The organism is Mucilaginibacter sp. McL0603 (assembly GCF_049992945.1).
Taxonomy (GTDB): Bacteria; Bacteroidota; Bacteroidia; order Sphingobacteriales; family Sphingobacteriaceae; genus Mucilaginibacter.
Genome location: NZ_CP188251.1, coordinates 98860 through 116948, shown reverse-complemented (window position 1 = coordinate 116948; position 18089 = coordinate 98860). Strand labels below are relative to the sequence as shown.

At 41.1% G+C, this 18089-nt stretch carries 18 protein-coding genes; 5 read left to right on the top strand and 13 right to left on the bottom strand.

Annotation, left to right across the window (positions count from 1 at the left end; genetic code table 11):
• Positions 1–10: 10 nt before the first annotated feature.
• Positions 11–790, bottom strand: coding sequence for a MerR family transcriptional regulator (locus tag ACPPVU_RS00550; protein WP_426669736.1), 780 nt, complete (start codon positions 788–790; stop codon positions 11–13).
• A gap of 224 nt (positions 791–1014) precedes the next feature.
• Between ACPPVU_RS00550 and rplS the strand changes: the two genes are divergently transcribed.
• Positions 1015–1362: a 50S ribosomal protein L19 gene (gene rplS / locus ACPPVU_RS00545; RefSeq protein ID WP_426669735.1), complete on the top strand. Its 348-nt coding sequence runs from the start codon at positions 1015–1017 to the stop codon at positions 1360–1362.
• A gap of 150 nt (positions 1363–1512) precedes the next feature.
• On the opposite strand, the gene ACPPVU_RS00540 is transcribed toward rplS, so the two are convergent.
• Genes ACPPVU_RS00540 through ACPPVU_RS00525 form a run of 4 tightly spaced genes read right to left on the bottom strand, consistent with a single transcriptional unit; the run spans position 1513 to position 4223 of the window.
• A complete protein-coding gene (locus tag ACPPVU_RS00540; protein ID WP_426669734.1) occupies positions 1513–2253 on the bottom strand; it encodes a phosphatidylserine decarboxylase family protein in 741 nt (246 codons plus the stop codon).
• A 23-nt stretch (positions 2254–2276) separates the two neighbouring features.
• Positions 2277–3098 (bottom strand): phosphatidate cytidylyltransferase, encoded by an 822-nt coding sequence (locus ACPPVU_RS00535; protein WP_426669733.1) that lies wholly within the window; start codon positions 3096–3098, stop codon positions 2277–2279.
• Positions 3095–3307 (bottom strand): hypothetical protein, encoded by a 213-nt coding sequence (locus ACPPVU_RS00530; RefSeq protein ID WP_426669732.1) that lies wholly within the window; start codon positions 3305–3307, stop codon positions 3095–3097. The genes ACPPVU_RS00535 and ACPPVU_RS00530 overlap by 4 nt, the downstream gene beginning before the upstream one ends.
• Positions 3288–4223, bottom strand: a complete 936-nt coding sequence (locus ACPPVU_RS00525) for a CPBP family intramembrane glutamic endopeptidase (RefSeq protein WP_426669731.1) — start codon at positions 4221–4223, stop codon at positions 3288–3290. The genes ACPPVU_RS00530 and ACPPVU_RS00525 overlap by 20 nt, the downstream gene beginning before the upstream one ends.
• A 45-nt stretch (positions 4224–4268) precedes the next feature.
• Here ACPPVU_RS00525 and dusB point away from each other — a divergent pair, with 45 nt between their 5' ends.
• From dusB to ACPPVU_RS00510, 3 genes are all read left to right on the top strand, one after another.
• Positions 4269–5261 (top strand): tRNA dihydrouridine synthase DusB, encoded by a 993-nt coding sequence (gene dusB / locus ACPPVU_RS00520; protein ID WP_426669730.1) that lies wholly within the window; start codon positions 4269–4271, stop codon positions 5259–5261.
• Between the two features lie 47 nt (positions 5262–5308).
• Positions 5309–5695 carry a Co2+/Mg2+ efflux protein ApaG gene (gene apaG / locus ACPPVU_RS00515; protein ID WP_426669729.1) on the top strand — a complete coding sequence of 129 codons (387 nt, stop codon included), beginning with the start codon at positions 5309–5311 and terminating at the stop codon, positions 5693–5695.
• Between the two features lie 77 nt (positions 5696–5772).
• A complete protein-coding gene (locus tag ACPPVU_RS00510; RefSeq protein ID WP_426669728.1) occupies positions 5773–6528 on the top strand; it encodes a hypothetical protein in 756 nt (251 codons plus the stop codon).
• Between the two features lie 70 nt (positions 6529–6598).
• On the opposite strand, the gene ACPPVU_RS00505 is transcribed toward ACPPVU_RS00510, so the two are convergent.
• Together ACPPVU_RS00505 and ACPPVU_RS00500 are read right to left on the bottom strand one after the other, a co-directional pair.
• Positions 6599–7693, bottom strand: a complete 1095-nt coding sequence (locus tag ACPPVU_RS00505; protein WP_426669727.1) for a YXWGXW repeat-containing protein — start codon at positions 7691–7693, stop codon at positions 6599–6601.
• Between the two features lie 163 nt (positions 7694–7856).
• Positions 7857–8576 carry a zinc metallopeptidase gene (locus tag ACPPVU_RS00500; protein WP_426669726.1) on the bottom strand — a complete coding sequence of 240 codons (720 nt, stop codon included), beginning with the start codon at positions 8574–8576 and terminating at the stop codon, positions 7857–7859.
• A gap of 60 nt (positions 8577–8636) precedes the next feature.
• Between ACPPVU_RS00500 and ACPPVU_RS00495 the strand changes: the two genes are divergently transcribed.
• A complete protein-coding gene (locus ACPPVU_RS00495; RefSeq protein WP_426669725.1) occupies positions 8637–9773 on the top strand; it encodes an NAD(P)/FAD-dependent oxidoreductase in 1137 nt (378 codons plus the stop codon).
• A 189-nt stretch (positions 9774–9962) separates the two neighbouring features.
• Here ACPPVU_RS00495 and ACPPVU_RS00490 read toward each other — a convergent pair whose 3' ends face one another.
• The 6 genes from ACPPVU_RS00490 to ACPPVU_RS00465 form a co-directional block, all read right to left on the bottom strand.
• Entirely contained in the window at positions 9963–10310 is a 348-nt protein-coding gene (locus ACPPVU_RS00490; RefSeq protein WP_426669724.1) for an MmcQ/YjbR family DNA-binding protein, read from the bottom strand.
• Positions 10311–10324: 14 nt separating this feature from the next.
• Complete coding sequence (locus ACPPVU_RS00485; RefSeq protein ID WP_426669723.1) at positions 10325–10840, bottom strand: hypothetical protein; 516 nt, start codon at positions 10838–10840, stop codon at positions 10325–10327.
• 8 nt (positions 10841–10848) lie between these two features.
• The gene (locus ACPPVU_RS00480) at positions 10849–12204 is read right to left on the bottom strand and encodes a UDP-N-acetylmuramoyl-tripeptide--D-alanyl-D-alanine ligase (RefSeq protein WP_426669722.1); all 1356 of its coding nucleotides are present in this window, start codon (positions 12202–12204) and stop codon (positions 10849–10851) included.
• A 53-nt stretch (positions 12205–12257) separates the two neighbouring features.
• Complete coding sequence (gene recQ / locus ACPPVU_RS00475; RefSeq protein WP_426669721.1) at positions 12258–14414, bottom strand: DNA helicase RecQ; 2157 nt, start codon at positions 14412–14414, stop codon at positions 12258–12260.
• 194 nt (positions 14415–14608) lie between these two features.
• Positions 14609–16576 (bottom strand): prolyl oligopeptidase family serine peptidase, encoded by a 1968-nt coding sequence (locus tag ACPPVU_RS00470; protein ID WP_426669720.1) that lies wholly within the window; start codon positions 16574–16576, stop codon positions 14609–14611.
• 107 nt (positions 16577–16683) lie between these two features.
• Positions 16684–18075: a RagB/SusD family nutrient uptake outer membrane protein gene (locus ACPPVU_RS00465; protein WP_426669719.1), complete on the bottom strand. Its 1392-nt coding sequence runs from the start codon at positions 18073–18075 to the stop codon at positions 16684–16686.
• Positions 18076–18089 lie beyond the last annotated feature (14 nt).

Genomic DNA, 18089 nt, shown 5'->3' with positions numbered 1-18089 from the left:
GCCTGGCGCCTTACTTCAATCTGTTATCGGCAAAATAAAACATGCCTTTATGCATAAATGCAGCATAATCAGGATCGGACTTTCCATTAATAATAGTATATCTTTCATCTGCTGCGTAGAGCTCGGCAAGACCTTTATAGGTTTCAGCTTTTAAGTCTGTAGGATCACTTACACCCCAAAAGCTGCGGATATTGGCGTAATGCAGGGCTATCTGCTCCTGTACTTCGTCACTTTCCGGGTTTTTACCAGATAATGATTTTAATTTTTGTACGATGTTCTTTTGATCAGTTTTCAATTGTTCAAGATCGAGCTTACCCATTTCGAGCAGACCCGTTTCTGATCTGAGGACTACATCTTCGCCCCATTTTTCTATTGCTTCTTTTCTCCAAACCGCAGCTTGTTCTTTTGGCAAGCCTTCATATAATTCTTCTACGTTGTTCATAGTCTTGTTTTTTATGTTGATGATGGTTTTATCAATAGTCTTTAATAAGGTGTTCAATCTGTCACGCCTGGATATCAATGACTGTTTGTGACCCGATAGCGCTTTTATCAGGTCAAACTGCGGATCATTTAAAATTTCGGCAATTTCCTTTAGCGGTATATCGAGCTCTCTGTAAAAAAGTATTTGTTGCAGCCGAAATAATTCGGCTTCGCCATATTGTCTGTACCCGGCCCGTGTTCGCAACGACGGTTTTAGCAAACCAATCTTGTCATATAGATGAAGCGTGCGCACACTCACCCCTGCCAGCCTGGCAATTTGCTTAACAGAATAGTTGATTCTTTCTATCATAACCCATTATTTGTTACAAAGCTATGGTATGACGTAGGGTAAGAGTCAAGAACTTTTTTTAAATAATTTTTGATCGGCTGATTTCAAATTCAGCTTTTTAAATTAATGTGGAGAAGAAACAAAATGTGGAAATTTTTAAATTAGACTTTTTATTTAAAAATAAAATCCCTATTATTGCAATCCGATTTTTACGGGTTAAAAATCGCTTTTAAGAGCTTAAAATCATGGATTTAGTAAAATTTGTTGAAGAGCAATCAGTAGAAAAAAGGCAACATCCCGCGTTCAAAGCCGGTGATACTGTTAGCGTTCACTATAAAATCAGAGAAGGAAACAAAGAGCGTATACAGCTTTACCAGGGTGTAGTTATCCAGCGTAACAGTGTAGGCGTTAGCGAAACATTTACAGTACGTAAAGTTTCAAACGGTGTAGGTGTTGAACGTATATTCCCAATCAACTCACCTAATATCGATAAGATCGAAGTTAACAGCTACGGTAAGGTTCGTCGTGCTAAATTGTTCTACCTGCGCGAATTGACCGGTAAAGCAGCTCGTATCAAATCAAAAAGAGTTTAAACCCCCTAACCCCCTGAAGGGGGAATTAATAAAATACAAAAGTCCTTCTGAATTTTCAGAAGGACTTTTTTTCGTTGTCCTTGTTGTCGGAACCGGAATTTGTAGAATTAATAGAATTCTGAAAATTCAATAAATTCTGGTTCAGACGATTTATACCTTACTCTTTACCGCCTTTGGTTTAGCAATAGTAACTTTTTCAACAGCCACAGGCTCTTTCTTTGCCACAACAGGTTCTGATAGCTCAGCCAATACGGTACGACCGCCTTGCACTACTTCACCCAAAGCCACATTGATCTTGGTACCTAAGGGCAGGAAAACATCAACCCTTGAGCCGAATTTGATAAAACCGAATTGCTGGCCTTGTTCTACCTTGTCGCCTTCTTTTACATACCATACAATGCGGCGTGCCATTGCACCGGCAATCTGTCTGAACAATACCGGGATACCTTTGCTGTTTTCGATCACAATAGTGGTACGCTCATTTTCTGTAGACGATTTTGGATGCCAGGCCACCAAATATTTTCCCGGATGATATCTGAAATACTTTACTACACCCGCAATAGGATTACGGTTAACGTGCACATTGATGGGCGACATAAATACTGATATCTGTATGCGCCTGTCTTTCAGAAACTCGGTTTCGTCAGTTTCTTCGATCACTACTACTTTACCATCTGCAGGGCAAATCACATTTTTTTCATCTACTGATATAGGAAAATGCGGACTACGGAAAAATTGCAGGATAATAACAAAAAGTGCGAACGATAAAATATATACGAACCATTTTAAAACGTGCGCATCGGGGTAGTAAAACTGTATTAATGCGTTTACTACAAATATCAGCAACACACACAGGGCAATGGAAGTATATCCTTCTTTGTGGATAGTCATTTTTATATAATTTTTGTTCAAAATTACGAATTTGTAATTAAGTAGAGATAGGCATATACAATTGGTGCCGATAATAATAGGCCGTCGAAGCGATCGAGCAGGCCGCCATGGCCCGGTAATATACCGCCGGAGTCCTTAATATTGATGCTGCGCTTGAACATCGATTCAACCAGGTCACCCAATGTGCCGAAGCAACTGATTAGTACAGCGATGGTTACCCAATGATCCCAGGACAGATCGTGGTAATATCTACTTATAATATAGGCGGCTAAAGCGCTGATGAGTACACCACCTATAAAGCCCTCCCATGTTTTCTTAGGCGAATGGCGTTCGAAGAGTTTGGTCCGCCCGAAAAAGTATCCGCTTAAATAAGCGCCGGTATCATTGGCCCAAAGCATGATCAGGAAGGCAAGCGGTATATGGAAATTGAAACCTTTGTACATGTTCAAGTAAGCCAAGGCATTAAAAAAACAAAAAGGTATTATGGTAAACAATAAGCCAAAAACGGTATAAGCGATATTAGTAAAAGGCGAGGGTGATTTCCTGAAAAGTTCTTGTATAAATATACCAGCAAAACAGGGTACAAGTGCAAGCAGCAAATGGTTCCTCGGTGGATCGCTATTGTCTATTGCAAGTATGGTGAATATCGCATACAGCAATATGCCAGTTATCAGGCCTAAGATCAAGGATGGCTTAATTTCGTCTTGTTTTACCAGTCTATAAAATTCGAACAAACATAAGATGGAAAGAACCAAGTAAAAAATATCAAAGGTGTGAGGCCCTAGTAAAGTAGAGCCAACCATAATAATAACAAAGAAAAAGCCGGTAATGGCGCGTGTTTTCATAAATTGATCTGGTTCAGGATCATGGCCTCGATGGCATTGCTGAAATCCTGCTGGTGAATATATACTTCAATCTGGCCGAATGTACGATGCGGCGAATCTTGCTTGTTTAACAGGACTGTAGCTATCTGCTGCTCAATAAGCATTTGTTTTACTATCTCTGCCTGGTAGTAATTGTTAGACGAAAAGATTTTAATCCAGTTCTTCTCCATTGATGTCTGCAATTTGCCGCTTTACTGCAATATACCTATAAATAAACAGCAAAAATATAGTAATTATAAAGCTTATGATATACACGGCAGCGTTAAATACATGCTGATCATCCGGGTTGATATCCCATATTTTACTCTGTGCCAGGTAGGTGATCACTACTACCGTTCCGTTGTTTATAAAATGTGCCCATATGGATGGCCATATACTCCCGCTCCAGGCTACGAAATAACCAAAAAGAACGCCCAGAAACAAGCGTGGTATAAAACCGAAAAATTCCATATGAAATGCGCTGAATAAAATAGCTGTGATCCAAACGGCGGCGTGTTTATTTTTAGTCCACCTCATTAATATGGTTTGGAGCGCACCCCTAAACAGCAGCTCCTCGGCAATGGCTGTTACCAGGCCAATAAATACCAGGTTAAAGATCATGTTGCCGATGGTTTTCATTTGCATCATGTTATCAGATAACTTTTTCAGGGCATCTTCTTCATCACGCATCCATTTGGGCAAATTGAAGCTCTCATTTATATTGCTGATAAACTCCATTACCGGGGATGACAAAATCATTATCAAAAACACAATAACAATAAGCAGCCACGGGAACTCAAAAGATGTTTTAAGATAATTATCAGGTTCACGAACGATGATATAGGAAAACAAAACAGGGCAAAGTAAAATGGGTAGAGTTGTACTTATTAGCTGGAATATCCATAGCGCATTGCGGTATTTTTCTGATGATCCATCCGACTTAATAACAGCTTCAAAAGAGCCTGCTCCAAAAGATGACTCAATAATGATTTTGCCCAATTCGGCACCTATTATTATAAGGGATATAAGTAATCCAAAAAGGATCAAAAACTGTAATGATGGAGATATTTGCCTGTGGGGTATTGGGTTAAGGGGACCGTCTGTCATAATATGCCTTAAATTTCTTATTTTTGCGGCGGATAAAGATAAGGCATGTCTGTACAAATTGGAAATATTGATCTGGGAGATTTTCCGCTATTGCTTGCTCCAATGGAGGATGTGAGTGATCCGCCGTTCCGTTATGTATGTAAACAGAACGGAGCGGATATGATGTATACGGAATTTATCTCATCAGAAGGACTAATACGTGATGCAGCAAAAAGCAGGCAGAAGCTGGACATTTTTGAGTACGAACGCCCGATAGGCATACAAATATTCGGCAGCGATATTGACCACATGCGTGAGGCTACCGAGATAGCTACCCTGGCTAATCCGGATATTATGGATATCAATTACGGCTGTCCGGTAAAACAGGTGGCTTGCCGTGGTGCAGGTGCAAGTTTATTGCAAGATATCGATAAAATGGTAGCCATGACCAAAGCGGTTGTTGAAGCCACCCATCTGCCTGTTACTGTTAAAACAAGATTAGGCTGGGACGATAATACAAAAAATGTTTATGAAGTGGCCGAGCGCCTGCAGGACGTAGGTATTAAGGCATTGACCATACATGGCCGCACCCGGTCACAAATGTATAAAGGGGTAGCCGATTGGTCATTAATTCATCAGATTAAAAAAAATCCGAGGATAAAAATCCCCATTTTTGGCAATGGCGACATCGATTCGCCACGAAAAGCCGCTGAATGGCGAATGGAGTATGAGGTTGACGGCATGATGATCGGTCGGGCAGCTATCGGTTACCCATGGATCTTCCGCGAAATAAAACATTATTTTAAAACCGGCGAGCACCTGGAAAAACCAACAATTGCCGAACGCGTAGAGGTTTGTAAAACCCACCTAGAGAAATCTATTGAGTGGAAAGGGCCAAAAACAGGCATTTTTGAGATGCGCCGGCATTATTCCAATTACTTTAAAGGTGTGGATCATTTTAAAGAATTCCGCATGAAACTGGTGACCGCCGCCAACCTGGAAGAAGTGCTGGAAATATTATTTGAGGTATCCGAACATTATAGTACAGAAATGGCTTAATATTTGTCTTGATAAAATATATATTTGAAATCATTCACAGTTAGCTCATGATTACTACTATTACTGATGGCGTTAAGGTTTCTGTAGAAACTATCTATCAACCGGAGTATTCTAACCCCGCAAATGACCATTATATGTTTGCTTACAAAATAAGCATCGAGAATGTGGGACATAGTTCAGTGCAGCTTTTACGCAGACACTGGGAAATTTTTGACTCAAATGGCGCCAAAAGAGAAGTGGAGGGAGAAGGCGTAGTAGGACAGCAACCTATTATTGAACCGGGCAACACGCACGAATATGTATCGGGCTGTAACCTTAAAACCGATATGGGCAGCATGAAAGGTGAATACCAAATGACGCGCCTGATAGACAACGCCATATTTGATGTGCAGATCCCCGAGTTTTATCTGATCACACCATACAGAATGAATTAAGATTTTTATTTATAATTTGAATAGCCAGATCGTAAATCGGTCTGGTTTTTTTTTGAAATTTAAATCAACAAAAGCTTATGAAAAAAACAATTACTCCGTTCTTTATTTTAATATTTTTATTGTTGACAATTCAATATGGTTACGGGCAGAATTTGAATAAAGAAGAGATTCAAGCAATTGCAAATAATCTGCTGATCACTAATAAATATCATGTAAGCATAAAAAAGATAGTACCACCGGTAAATGGTATCCAGGTTGTGGTGTTGAGTATACCTTACCGTGAATTTCCGGGAATTATAATAATTAACAAGAATAAATCAACAGGTAAATGGGAAAGAGTATTTGAAAGCTTAAGCCCGGGTATACAAGATAAGTCATCGGGATTGCTGGACTGGCATACTAAAGGCGAAGGAGTTGATTTTATGATTGATAAGATGTCAATGTGTAACTTTTCGGATAAAAGGATTAAAACAGTTGTTGAAACATCAATTAAAAAGAACGGAGTTATTATAATACCATATCAGCATTTTATTCATATGAATACAGTTAACGCCACCTCCCCGGGTTTTGCTCCTTACACGATTGATAAAACGGAATATTTTGATTTTGCCAATACCCTATTTGATAACCTGTATAGTGGTTACCCCAAAAATGAGTGTACAATGTTTGATACCCCGGGTATACGAGATTGTGAATTTACAAGTGCCAATAATTTATACAAAATTAAAGTCACAACCGATTCTAATCAGATTTGGACTTATACCTTTGAAGGTATTGATGCAAAAAATCAGTACTTGCTAAATAAAAAGATCGCAGTAGCGAAAGGAATGTAATTATATCCTTTTCAGATTATTAAAAAAAAGCCTTCTGAGATTCGCAGAAAGCTTTTTTTATGCTAAATTTTTATCTGTGCCTTTGCGGTTCTCCGCCCCTGCCTCCTGGATTTGCATGTGGCTGGGATGCATGCTGTGCCTGCATATGTTGTGGTTGCGATCTTGGCTGTTGCTGCATTTGCGCCCGCTGCTGTTGTTGTACCCGTGATTGTTGGGCATGTTGCTGCTGCGCTCTTTGTTGCTGTTGCGCCTGGTTTTGCTGAGCGCGTTGCTGATGTTGCACCTGCGACCGTTGCTGCTGGGCATGCTGCTGCTGTGATTGTGCCCTTTGCTGTTGTCCTCTTTCTTGTTGCTGGGCATGTTGTTGTGTCTGTGCTCTTTGCTGCTGAGCATGTTGCTGTGTAGCGCGGTTGTTCTCAGTTGGACGGGTATGTGCAGTACTATTTGGTTGCCTGTTTGGCACACGATTATTCACCCTGCTTGTGGCAGTAACCGATGGCCGCCCATGATTTACTGAAGCAAACTGACTGCGGTTTTTACTTGCTGCTTGCTGGTGATTTATTTGTGCAGATGTAGCCTGTACATGGCGTTCGCGCATGGCCTGTTGCTGTTGTGAATTTGGCCTCGCAGTAACGCCGCCTCTTCCGCCATTATAACTTACGCGATTGTTTACCCTTGTATTCCTTATAACAGTGCGATCAACATAAGTATTACGAATTACGGTGGTGTTTACGTGCACCACGGCAGTATTGTAACGGAAATGCCCGCTGTGCCAGCCACCGCCGGCAAAACCTGAACCGAAATAACCGTATCCATAATTAATACCACCGTAGAAACCTACGTGCGGCCCCCAGTATCCGGCGTGATATACGTACACACCGCCACTATATCCCCAGTAACAAGGTGTCCATAAATAGCCTACTGTTGGCGGGGCAACCCAAACACCGGGTACCCAATAATAGCCACCTGAGTAATTATCATACGCCCAATAGCCGGGCTGCCATAAATAGCCATCGACAGGGCATGGCGGTTGGTCATAATCCGGGATGGCTGGCGGCGCAATATTGGCCGAGATACTTAAACCCACACTTACCTGGGCATATATTTTAGGGCTGGCAAATATTATCGCCGCTATAAATAGCCCTATTCTTATTAACTTTTTCATTTTGGTTGTTTTGTATAACTACAAATAAGTGTATGAATAGGTTTGAATATTCAAATTAGAATGTAGTTAGAAGCGGGGATCGACCTAACAAAAAAGCCCCGCAGGATATACCAGACGGGACTTCTATTGGATAAATGTTTTTTTAACTATTTTATAACGGGGCTTAGTTTCTCCTGTTAAATAAAAACGAAGCGTAATAGAGTAAAGTAGCAAGTGAGCCTAAAGCAGCAACTACATAAGTCATAGCTGCCCACCAAAGGGCATCTTTTGCCTGTTCGTGCTCTTCTTTAGTTTCCATTACATTGTAATTATTATTTAGCCAGATAAGCGCCCGGTTGCTAGCATCAAACTCTACCGGTAAGGTAATAAAACTGAACAGCGTTACTAAAGCCAATGCGGCAACACCAATAGCCAGCACAAAAGGGTTATGGGTAAAGAAAAGCAACATCACCCCAATAAATAAAGTCCACTGGGTTAGGGTAGAAGCCACATTAATAACCGGTACTAATGAGGAACGCAGGTTCAGCCAGGCATATGATCTTGCGTGTTGTACTGCGTGCCCGCATTCATGGGCGGCCACTGCGGCGGCGGCCACACTGCGGCTATAGTAAACATCGGGACTAAGGTTTACCGTTTTGGTCCCAGGATTATAGTGGTCGGTTAGCTGGCCTTCAACCGATATTACATCTACATCATAGATCTGATTGTCCTTCAGCATACGTTCGGCAACATCCTTACCGCTAAGACCAGATAGCAAGCCGATCTCAGCATATTTGTTAAACTTGCTTTTAAAACGCCACTGTACAATAAAACTGACAATCGCTACGATGATCATCAGGAGCCAGGCGGAATTATATCCTATAATAAATGCTAAATGATTCATGGTCATATTATTTAAGAGAGGTATTTCAAAAAGTATTCCAAGGAATTTTTACTTTTGAGCTTGGAACCTTCATTTTCATACTGGGAACGCACCGCTTTTATCAATAACTCGGATGTGATCATCATAGGCAGCGGCATAGTGGGCCTTAGTGCCGCATTGAATTTAAAACGCAAACAACCTGGTTTAAATATAACCGTATTGGAAAGGGGTTTTTTGCCCAGCGGCGCCAGTACTAAGAATGCCGGTTTTGCCTGTTTTGGTACACTTTCAGAGCAGATCTCTTACTTAAAACGGTCGTCGGAAGAAGAGGTGCTTCGCCTGGTTGATTACAAATGGCGCGGCCTGCAAAAGCTTCGTGAAAACCTGGGCGATGGCAGCATTGAGTACCATCAATATGGCGGGTATGAATTATTTATGGATGATGAGGCTGAAACTGCCGAAGAGAGCCTGGATCAATTAACATACTTTAACAATTTGCTGAAGCAGGTGATCGGTAACGCTGACATTTATGCAGTTGCTGATGCCAAAATAGCTGAATTTGGCTTCAATAAGATAAGCCATATGATCTATAACCCTTTTGAGGGACAGATACATACCGGCAAAATGATGCGTGCACTGCTGAACAAAGTTTATAGTTTAGGTATATTAGTACTTAACGATTGTGGTGTGAACTCCATCGATAATGAAGACGGGCATATCCGTTTGAATACTTCGCAGGGCAATTTTAAAACAGCTAAAGTAATATTAGCGACCAATGCTTTCGCTGCAAAATTATATCCTGAACTGGATGTAATACCGGGTCGGGGACAGGTGCTGGTAACTAAACCTATACCCGGATTAAAAATAAAAGGCACCTACCATTTTAATGAAGGTTACTATTATTTCAGGAATATTGATAACCGGGTACTTTTTGGCGGCGGCCGAAATATCGATTTTAAACAGGAAGAGACCCTGGATTTTGGCCATACCGAAGAAGTTAAAACACAGTTAGCCCAATACCTTAATGAAATAATATTACCCGGGCAAAACGCCGAGATAGATTACTGGTGGAGCGGCATTATGGGTTTTGGAGAGGACATTAGTCCGATCATTAAAGAAGTGCAGTCAAATGTATTTTGCGCGGTAAGGTGCAATGGCATGGGCGTAGCGATGGGGAGTTTGGTAGGAGAGGAAGTAGCGAAGCTGGCGCTGCGTTAATTTCGGATTTTTCGCTTTGGGTTTGTTTTTTCAAGGTGCTCAAGAGGGCTTTGCCGTTTCGAATGTTCGATTTCGGATTTGTTTTTCTCCTTGTCATCCCGATTGCGTAGCGAGGGATCTTCAGCAAGCGACATATCGAAGAGCAAGGCATAGAAGATGTTTCGTTATTGCTCAACATGACAAGAGTTTTTAAATGTTCTTTTCATACTCTTTGATCTGCATTTTAGATGCACGACCGAGCCAGGCATCGGTTAACAATTGTTTCAGATCATCCGGCTGTACCCTGTCCATTTTAATAAGCATAGTTGGGTAATTTCGGTAATGATCAGTAATGAAAAATGTTTCAGGATCGGCTTGCATCCATTTATCTCTTTCTTCGGTACGTACAACTAAAACTTCACCGTTCTCCCACAATCGCGTTAGCATTCTTTTATTTACATAAAATGCAGGTGTGCCGTGGCTTAGCCCTTCGGTAACACCCGGTAAAGCCATCATGTGCTGACGGATAAACTGGAGATATATGAAGGGATCTGACATATCTATTATGATTGTTATTCACCTTGCTGTATCCAAATGAATTTCAGTCCCGTCCAATAAATTATTCCACCCGAATTGGGTTCGCCATCTACTACATCCCATGCTGAAATACCGTGATTTTTTAATTTCATCTTTTTAGAGCCGATCAGATCACCGTCACTATTAATTTGAGTTTGAAATGCTATTTTTTCATTGTAAACTTTCCAACCTTTCATCCACATGAAGTTATCAGAGCCATTTCCAAAACTCATGCCAGCACCCAGAATAGTGTATTTCTTATTTTCACCAAATAATATCAATATTCCTTTCTTATTGGTATTATTTTCAGATATTAATACTGCTACGTCATCAATTTTATCCCCATTAAAATCTGCCATTAAATAGTTGGGTTTAACAAAATTGGCAAATGAATATTTTAAAGATAGTTTGCTATTTTGAAATTCTTCCGTAACCCATATGGGCAATTTTTTTTGAGCAAATGTTATAAGCGGTGTCAGAGAGACAAAAATCAATACAGTATATTTTTTCATTTGAGAAATTAAAATAACTCTACCAATCTTTCCAGCGCCATCCCGCGGGAGCCTTTAATAAGTATGGTTGCGTTTTTTATGGGGTTCATTTTTAATCCTATGATGGCATCTTCGGCTGTTGGATAGAATTTGTCAAGGACAGATGGCTTATAGTCAATGGCTTCTTTTGCTTTGTAAAATTCAGCTCCTATAAATATCCGTCCATTCACCGGCGTTGCTAACGCTTTCCTGATCACTGCCTCATGCTCCGCAGCAGATTCCTGTCCCATTTCGAACATATCACCCAAAACCAATACTTTATACTCAGCGTTTAGCTTGCCCAGGTTTTCAATAGCGACAAACATGCTGCTTGGATTTGCATTGTAATAATCGCAGATTAGTGTATTAGTAGCAGTTGTAGTTATCTGCGAACGATTGTTTTTAGGTTGATAGCCGCTAATGCCTGTATTAATTTCTTCTGCCGTCAATTTAAAATAAACTCCGATACAAATTGCAGCCAATATATTATCGAGGTTGTAAGCCCCTGTCAATTGGGATTTAACCTCGTAGCTTTTTCCGGTTTCATTATTGGTCCACTGTAGGGTCAAATAGGGCGAGTTTTCTATTAATTGTCCTGAAACCAAATTAGTAAGATTGCCATCATCGCCATAAAGCACTACATTTTTTAGATTTCTTGCTTCTTGCATTTCCATCAGTACCTTGTCAGCACTATTAACGAAAGCAACACTTTCTTGCGGACTCCCGGACTTTCCGACTTTCTGACTCAAATAATCATATAGCTCACCCTTTCCTTTTTTCACTCCTTCAACACCACCGAAACCTTCCAAATGCGCTTTACCCACATTGGTAATTAATCCGTGCGATGGCTGAGCAATATTGCTCAATAGTTCAATCTCCTTTTGGTGATTGGCGCCCATCTCAATGACCGCCGCCTCGTGTGTACTGTTAATGGATAAAATTGTTAGCGGCACACCTATATGATTATTCAGATTACCCTGTGTGGCGTAAGTATTAAAATGCTGTGATAAAACAGAATTGATCAGTTCTTTGGTTGTGGTTTTACCATTGGTCCCCGTCAAGCCAACAACAGGAATATTCAATTGCCTGCGATGAAATCTGGCTAAATCCTGCAAGGTGGTTAATACATCGTCTACCAAAATATATTGATCACCCAAACTATAAGCCGGATTATCGATTACCGCATAAGCCGCCCCTGCCGCAATCGCCTGTTCCGCAAAGGTATTCGCATCAAATTTATCACCCTTCAACGCAAAAAATATACTGCCCGGTGCAATCTTACGTGTATCCGTACTGATAACAGGATGCTTTAGATAAATTTGATATAGATTTTCAGTAGTAGTCATTATTATTTAATGAGTAGATACGTTATGCATTGTGTATCTGTATTTTCTATTTTTTAAATTGTCCCCGTACGTCGCATCCACGCTAAAACTGCTTTTATTTCGCCATAGCTGTGGTCTTCTCCTAATACTTCTTTTAATGGGCCTAATTTTTCCCCTCCATAACTTTCAACCGCATTCTGTATTAAAAGTTTCTTTTCTTCATTTACCATCTCGAATATATCAATTGCACCTGTAAAAATATAATAACTTAAATGACCTTCAATAGTAGATGTAGCCAGGTTGCGCGCAGCAGCTATTTCAGCAATTGTTTTACCTGATCTGAACAAGTTAAAACTATCAGAAGCAGTATTAGAGGATTTTGAACTATTGCTATTCCCTTTTTTAGCTTTCCGCTCAGGTTTCGTCGATTTTTGTTTTATCCGTGATGATAAATTATGTTTACCACAATAATTTTTAACCGGGATCAGGAATTCCCGTCCATACCTCGCCAGTTTCACGTCACCAAAACCGGATATCAGGCGCAACTCATCCAATGTCTGTGGCAGATAAGTAGCCATTTCCATCAATGCAGCATCAGACAAAATAATATAAGCCGGAACATTTTCATTCCCGGCAATATCCCTGCGAATTGTTTTTAATTCATTTAATAGGCCTGCTTCATATGGAATAACCTCTTGTTCTCTTTCTTCTATAGTTTGTGAGGCGATCAGTTCAACTTTTTGCTGGCCTTTTAGAACGGCGTTGCTTTTGTCGGTTAGTTTTAATACGTGGTAACCATCTTCAGTAACGGCCAGGTAACCGAGCGAAACCAGTTCACGCAGGTAACGCTGCCAATCGGCCTTGCTTATATCGGCGCCTATGCCATAAGTTTTTAATTGTTTATGCTCCTCCCTTAACTTTTCGCTCCTCGAGCCGCGCAAAAGATCGATTACATAAGTACTGCCAAAACGTTCATTTAAACGCGCCACTGCCGAAAGTGCTTTTTGGGCGATCAGCGTTGCATCAAATTTTTCATATTCGCTCAGGCAGATATCACAAGATCCGCAATTATCCGGAAACGCTTCATCAAAGTAATGCATCAGGTATTGCCTCCGGCAGGTTTGCAGCTGGGAATATTTCACCATATCATCCAACTTTTTGAGCATAATGGCGCTTTGGTCCTCATTTCCGTCTACCTTGGCAAAACGCTGTAACTTAATAGCATCACCGTATGAGTATAGCAATAAAGCATCCGATGGCAGTCCATCCCTGCCAGCACGACCGGTTTCCTGGTAATAGCCCTCAATATTTTTAGGTAGATCAACGTGTACCACATACCGCACATTTGACTTATTGATCCCCATCCCAAATGCAATGGTTGCCACAATGATCTTTACATCATCCCGCAAAAAAGCTTCCTGGTTTTTGGCCTTTTGGGCATTATCCATTCCGGCATGGTAGGCTTCGGCAGAAAATCCTTCTTCTTTCAGATCAGCGGCTAATTCTTCAGTTGATTTGCGCGATAAGCAATAAATAATCCCCGAATCCTCTTTCCTTTCATTCAGAAAAGCCAGCAACTGGTTAAAACTATTCTTTTTAGGGATTACCCTGTAAGTAATATTCGCCCGGTTGAATGAGGAGACAAATTCAGCAGGTTTATGCAGATTTAATTTCTCAAGGATATCCTTGCGGGTCAGTTCATCAGCAGTGGCTGTAAGCGCAATAACCGGTATTTTAGGGAACTCGGTTTTTAAGCCGGCTAACATCAAATATTCAGGCCTGAAATCATGCCCCCAGTGCGAAATACAATGTGCCTCATCAATAGCGATCAAACAAACTGGCAACGATTTTAAAAAATTGATCAGGTTGCTTCCCGATCCAAACAAACGCTCGGGCGCAAGGTAAAGCAGTTTTATTTTGTTGCTTTTTAGCTGATCTGTAATATACTGCTGTTCATTTGGTGATTGTGATGAATTTAAGAAGGCAGCCGGTATGCCATTTACATTCAGGCTGTCTACCTGGTCCTTCATCAAAGCGATCAACGGCGAGATCACAATGGTAAGGCCATCCATCAGTACAGCGGGTAACTGGTAACATAATGATTTGCCACCGCCCGTGGGCATCAGTGTCAATACGTCCTGTCCGTTTAAAACATGCTGAATAATAGCTTCCTGCTGGTGCCTGAATTCGCTGTAGCCAAAATATTTTTGCAGGGCTTGTATAGGTGTCATAGTGATATACAAAGGTGCAGATTTTTAATGTGAAAGATTTAGGTTAAGAATAATGCTAATATAGTTAGTAAAATTTAAATAACAAATTAACTAGCAGAATTATCCTTAAAATTCAAAATCTATCTGTGGACAGCGTACGCAACAACACGAAAAAAAAGCCCGGAATTTTTACTATCCGGGCTTTGAATAAGTTCTTATTTGAGGTATTTACTATACCAATCTATATACCTTTTCAGGCGGTCGACCTGATAACTCGGTGTAGTAATGCCATGATATTGACCGGGATAAAGTATCAGCTGAGTTGGTATATTCAGTGACCTTAACGCTTCATACATTTGCTCGCTTCCAGCGGTAGGCACATTAAAATCTTTTAGGCCGGACATAAACATTACCGGGGTTTTTATTTTATCGGCATGGAAGAAAGGGTAAGAAAGGCTTATCCATTTGTCCTGGCTTTTCCATGGCGGGCCTATTTCATTATCATATTGCAGCACATACTGGTCAACGCCATACATACTGGTTTGTAAGGCACTCCCTGCCCCGCTTGATGCCGCTTTGAAACGCGTATCAGAAGCTATAGTGTAGTCTGTTAGTATGCCGCCGTAACTCCAGCCGCCAATACCCAGGTGGTCCGGATCGGCTATGCCTTCTTTCACTAATTCATCTACCGCGCCTAAAAGGTCAACAACCTCTTTATTGCCCCAGTCAGCACTAATTGCTTTGCAATAGTCAAGTCCGCGGCCATAACTGCCGCGATAATTTACTGCCGCAACAGCAAAACCGGCACTTGCTAAAACTTGTCTTGTTTCGTCAAAAGTATAGTCGTCCTGGTCAACCGGGCCGCCATGTATAAATAATATAAACGGCATTTTTTTACCTTTTATACTGTCCGGGGTATACACTAATCCCGAAACCAGCGTACCGTCTTTGCTTTTTGACTGAAATCCTTCAACATGTGCCAGTTTAACATCGTTTAGCCAATCCTGGTGATAGGTAAGTCTGCGTATTTTACCATGTTCAATAGCAAATAATTCAGTAGGCAAATAGGGCGTACTTAACTCCGTTACCCAATTATCCGGCCCGAAGGAGCGTACGCTAAGAAAAGCGTAATCCCCGGTGTTAACTGTGCTAATTTTTTTTGAGCCGACATCATACTTGGCTAAATAACCTTTACGGTCATCACTAACTATAAATGAAATGGATTTACTGTCTTTGCTCCAGGTTGGGCTGGCAACCGGGCGATCCAACTGTTGTGTTAAAATCTTGCTGTTGCTGCCATCAGCATCCATTATGCACAATATATCCTGGTCATACATGGTGTATTCCACATCACTTGTTGAGCGCAGATAAGCAATGAATTTGCCGTCAGGGCTCCATTTGGGACTAACATCATGACCTTTCCAGGTAGTTAGCTGATTAACTGTACCGCCCGCTTTGGCGTCGATCGTATATATGTTGTAATCATCATCCCTATCAGGATCAGCTGTATGATTGCTTACGAAGACTATTTTTTTGCCGTCCGGTGACCATTCAGCTGCGCTCTCATCAGTTTTTCCTTTGGTTAGCGTATCTAATTTTTTGGTTTCAACATCAAAAAGATAAAGATGTTTATGCAGATGGAGTAAGTAACCTTCTATATCCTGTTTAAAATGATATTGGTCGATCAATATCGGCGATGGGGTCTTAGGCTCCTCTTTGCCATTATTTTCAGGGTCCTGGATCAGCAATAATAGTTTTTTTGAATCGGGAGACCAGGCATAAAAATCCATATCACCTTTAATATCTGTTAATTTTTTTGCTTCGCCTCCGCGACGGTCAAGCAGCCATACCTGTGAGGTGTTTTTTGATTCGCGTGATGACAGGAAGGAAAGATATTTTCCATCCGGGCTCCAGCGCGGTGTCGATGCAGGTTCGGGTCCATGAGTTAGCTGGATAGATTCTGGGCCGTTAAGACTTTGCATCCATAAGTTTGAAATGCGTTTGTCCCTGGCTGTATCTACCTCTGATAAACAGTAAGCCACCCACTTATCATCCGGCGATACCTGTGCATCACTAAGAGCTCTTACTTTTAAGAAATCTGCCGGCTTTAACGTGGATTTATTTTGAGCAAAAATAAGGGTTGATATACTTGTTGAAATTGCCAGTAGCAAAGTTTTTTTCATAAAATTATTGAGGAATTGAAATAAGACTGTTGTTAAATATAAGCACATTTATGGCAGAAAAAAAAGCCGGAGATATTCAGATCTCCGGCTTTTAAAATCAGCATTTTTTAATGAGTGCCATAACCTGGATTTTGCACCAGTTTCGGATTAGCATTTAATTCTACCTGCGGTATAGGGAACACCAGCCGTGGTGAGAAACTTGGTAAAGTACCGGCATATGTAGCTGACGGCAAATTATTGGTTCTTTTGGCATCATGTAAAAAGAATCCGCCCTCAAAAGCAAGTTCATGAACCCGTTCAGTTAATACATCATTTATTGTCACTGTTGAAAGAGGCTTTAGTCCTGCTCTTGCTCTGATTGTGTTTACGTCGTCAATTGGCCTGTTTGGAGCCGCTGTAACTGCGCCTAACCTTAAATTTGCTTCTGCCCGGATCAGGTAAAGCTCAGCCAAACGTATTATATGAACATTCCCGTCTACGTTATCAAATTTGTTGCATCTTAAAATACCTGCGCTGTCATCATTGTACATTGATAGACGCAGATCGCCAGTTTCAAAGCCGGCTACAAAGCTGTCCTTTATAACAATATCACCCCTGCCTGCATTGTCTGAAGATGCGTAAAATGTATTTAGTGAATTTACGCCCTGTTGCGGGGTAACCTGGATTGCAAAAATATCCTCCGGCGTGTTATCCACATGCTGTTGACCCGGATATGGGAATTCGTCAGCATAATTAGCATTAAGGGTAAACACTTTGGAGCTGATCACTGTATTAGCTTCCTTTGCCGCGTTTGCGAAGTCTCCTTGTTGAAGATACAAGCGGGCAAGGATTGCTGAAGCGGAGTATGAATTTGCAAAAAAGGTGTTGCTGGCGGGTAAGTTTGCCTCCGCATCGGTCAGGTCTGCAATGGCTTGTGCATATACTTGCGCTACCGTGCTTCTGGCAACATAGGATGCCGGTGTAATGGAGGTAGTTGGTGTTAAAATTATAGGTACAGCCAGGTTGGCTGCCGGATCTCCATCGTTCCAGGCTCTTCCAAAAAGCCTTGTCAGGTCAAAGTAGGTCATCCCTCTCAAAAATTTCGCTTCCCCTTCCACACGATTTTTATCTGCACTGGCCACCTTGCTTATGTTAGCCAAAACATTGTTCGTCTGGTTAATTACCTGGTAACCATCCAGCCAGGTTAAATTAACATCAGAGTTATCAATTGTTATGGCCTGGTTGGTCATATCGGTAAGGGTCTGAAAAGTTCCTTGCCAGTTCAAAATGCTTTGTGTGGACATCAGGTCGGGATACAGAAAGACCCCACCGCCGTATAGGTCGGTCAAACCTGCGCGGTTATATGCGCCTACCAATGTTATTTGGACGTCCTGAGCAGTTAGTATTGCCGATCCCTGATCGATAGACTGATAAGGTTTTAGGTCAAGTTGCTTATTGCAGGCACTGAGTATCAACAGTGAAGATACAGCGCCTATATATATTTTTTTCATTTTTTTCATTGTCTTATTTTTAA

Coding starts and splice junctions, on each gene's coding strand:
- ACPPVU_RS00550 (WP_426669736.1), bottom strand. CDS start 790: ATGATAGAAAGAATCAACTATTCTGTTAAGCAAATTGCCAGGCTGGCA.
- rplS (WP_426669735.1), top strand. CDS start 1,015: ATGGATTTAGTAAAATTTGTTGAAGAGCAATCAGTAGAAAAAAGGCAA.
- ACPPVU_RS00540 (WP_426669734.1), bottom strand. CDS start 2,253: ATGACTATCCACAAAGAAGGATATACTTCCATTGCCCTGTGTGTGTTG.
- ACPPVU_RS00535 (WP_426669733.1), bottom strand. CDS start 3,098: ATGAAAACACGCGCCATTACCGGCTTTTTCTTTGTTATTATTATGGTT.
- ACPPVU_RS00530 (WP_426669732.1), bottom strand. CDS start 3,307: ATGGAGAAGAACTGGATTAAAATCTTTTCGTCTAACAATTACTACCAG.
- ACPPVU_RS00525 (WP_426669731.1), bottom strand. CDS start 4,223: ATGACAGACGGTCCCCTTAACCCAATACCCCACAGGCAAATATCTCCA.
- dusB (WP_426669730.1), top strand. CDS start 4,269: ATGTCTGTACAAATTGGAAATATTGATCTGGGAGATTTTCCGCTATTG.
- apaG (WP_426669729.1), top strand. CDS start 5,309: ATGATTACTACTATTACTGATGGCGTTAAGGTTTCTGTAGAAACTATC.
- ACPPVU_RS00510 (WP_426669728.1), top strand. CDS start 5,773: ATGAAAAAAACAATTACTCCGTTCTTTATTTTAATATTTTTATTGTTG.
- ACPPVU_RS00505 (WP_426669727.1), bottom strand. CDS start 7,693: ATGAAAAAGTTAATAAGAATAGGGCTATTTATAGCGGCGATAATATTT.
- ACPPVU_RS00500 (WP_426669726.1), bottom strand. CDS start 8,576: ATGAATCATTTAGCATTTATTATAGGATATAATTCCGCCTGGCTCCTG.
- ACPPVU_RS00490 (WP_426669724.1), bottom strand. CDS start 10,310: ATGTCAGATCCCTTCATATATCTCCAGTTTATCCGTCAGCACATGATG.
- ACPPVU_RS00485 (WP_426669723.1), bottom strand. CDS start 10,840: ATGAAAAAATATACTGTATTGATTTTTGTCTCTCTGACACCGCTTATA.
- ACPPVU_RS00480 (WP_426669722.1), bottom strand. CDS start 12,204: ATGACTACTACTGAAAATCTATATCAAATTTATCTAAAGCATCCTGTT.
- recQ (WP_426669721.1), bottom strand. CDS start 14,414: ATGACACCTATACAAGCCCTGCAAAAATATTTTGGCTACAGCGAATTC.
- ACPPVU_RS00470 (WP_426669720.1), bottom strand. CDS start 16,576: ATGAAAAAAACTTTGCTACTGGCAATTTCAACAAGTATATCAACCCTT.
- ACPPVU_RS00465 (WP_426669719.1), bottom strand. CDS start 18,075: ATGAAAAAAATGAAAAAAATATATATAGGCGCTGTATCTTCACTGTTG.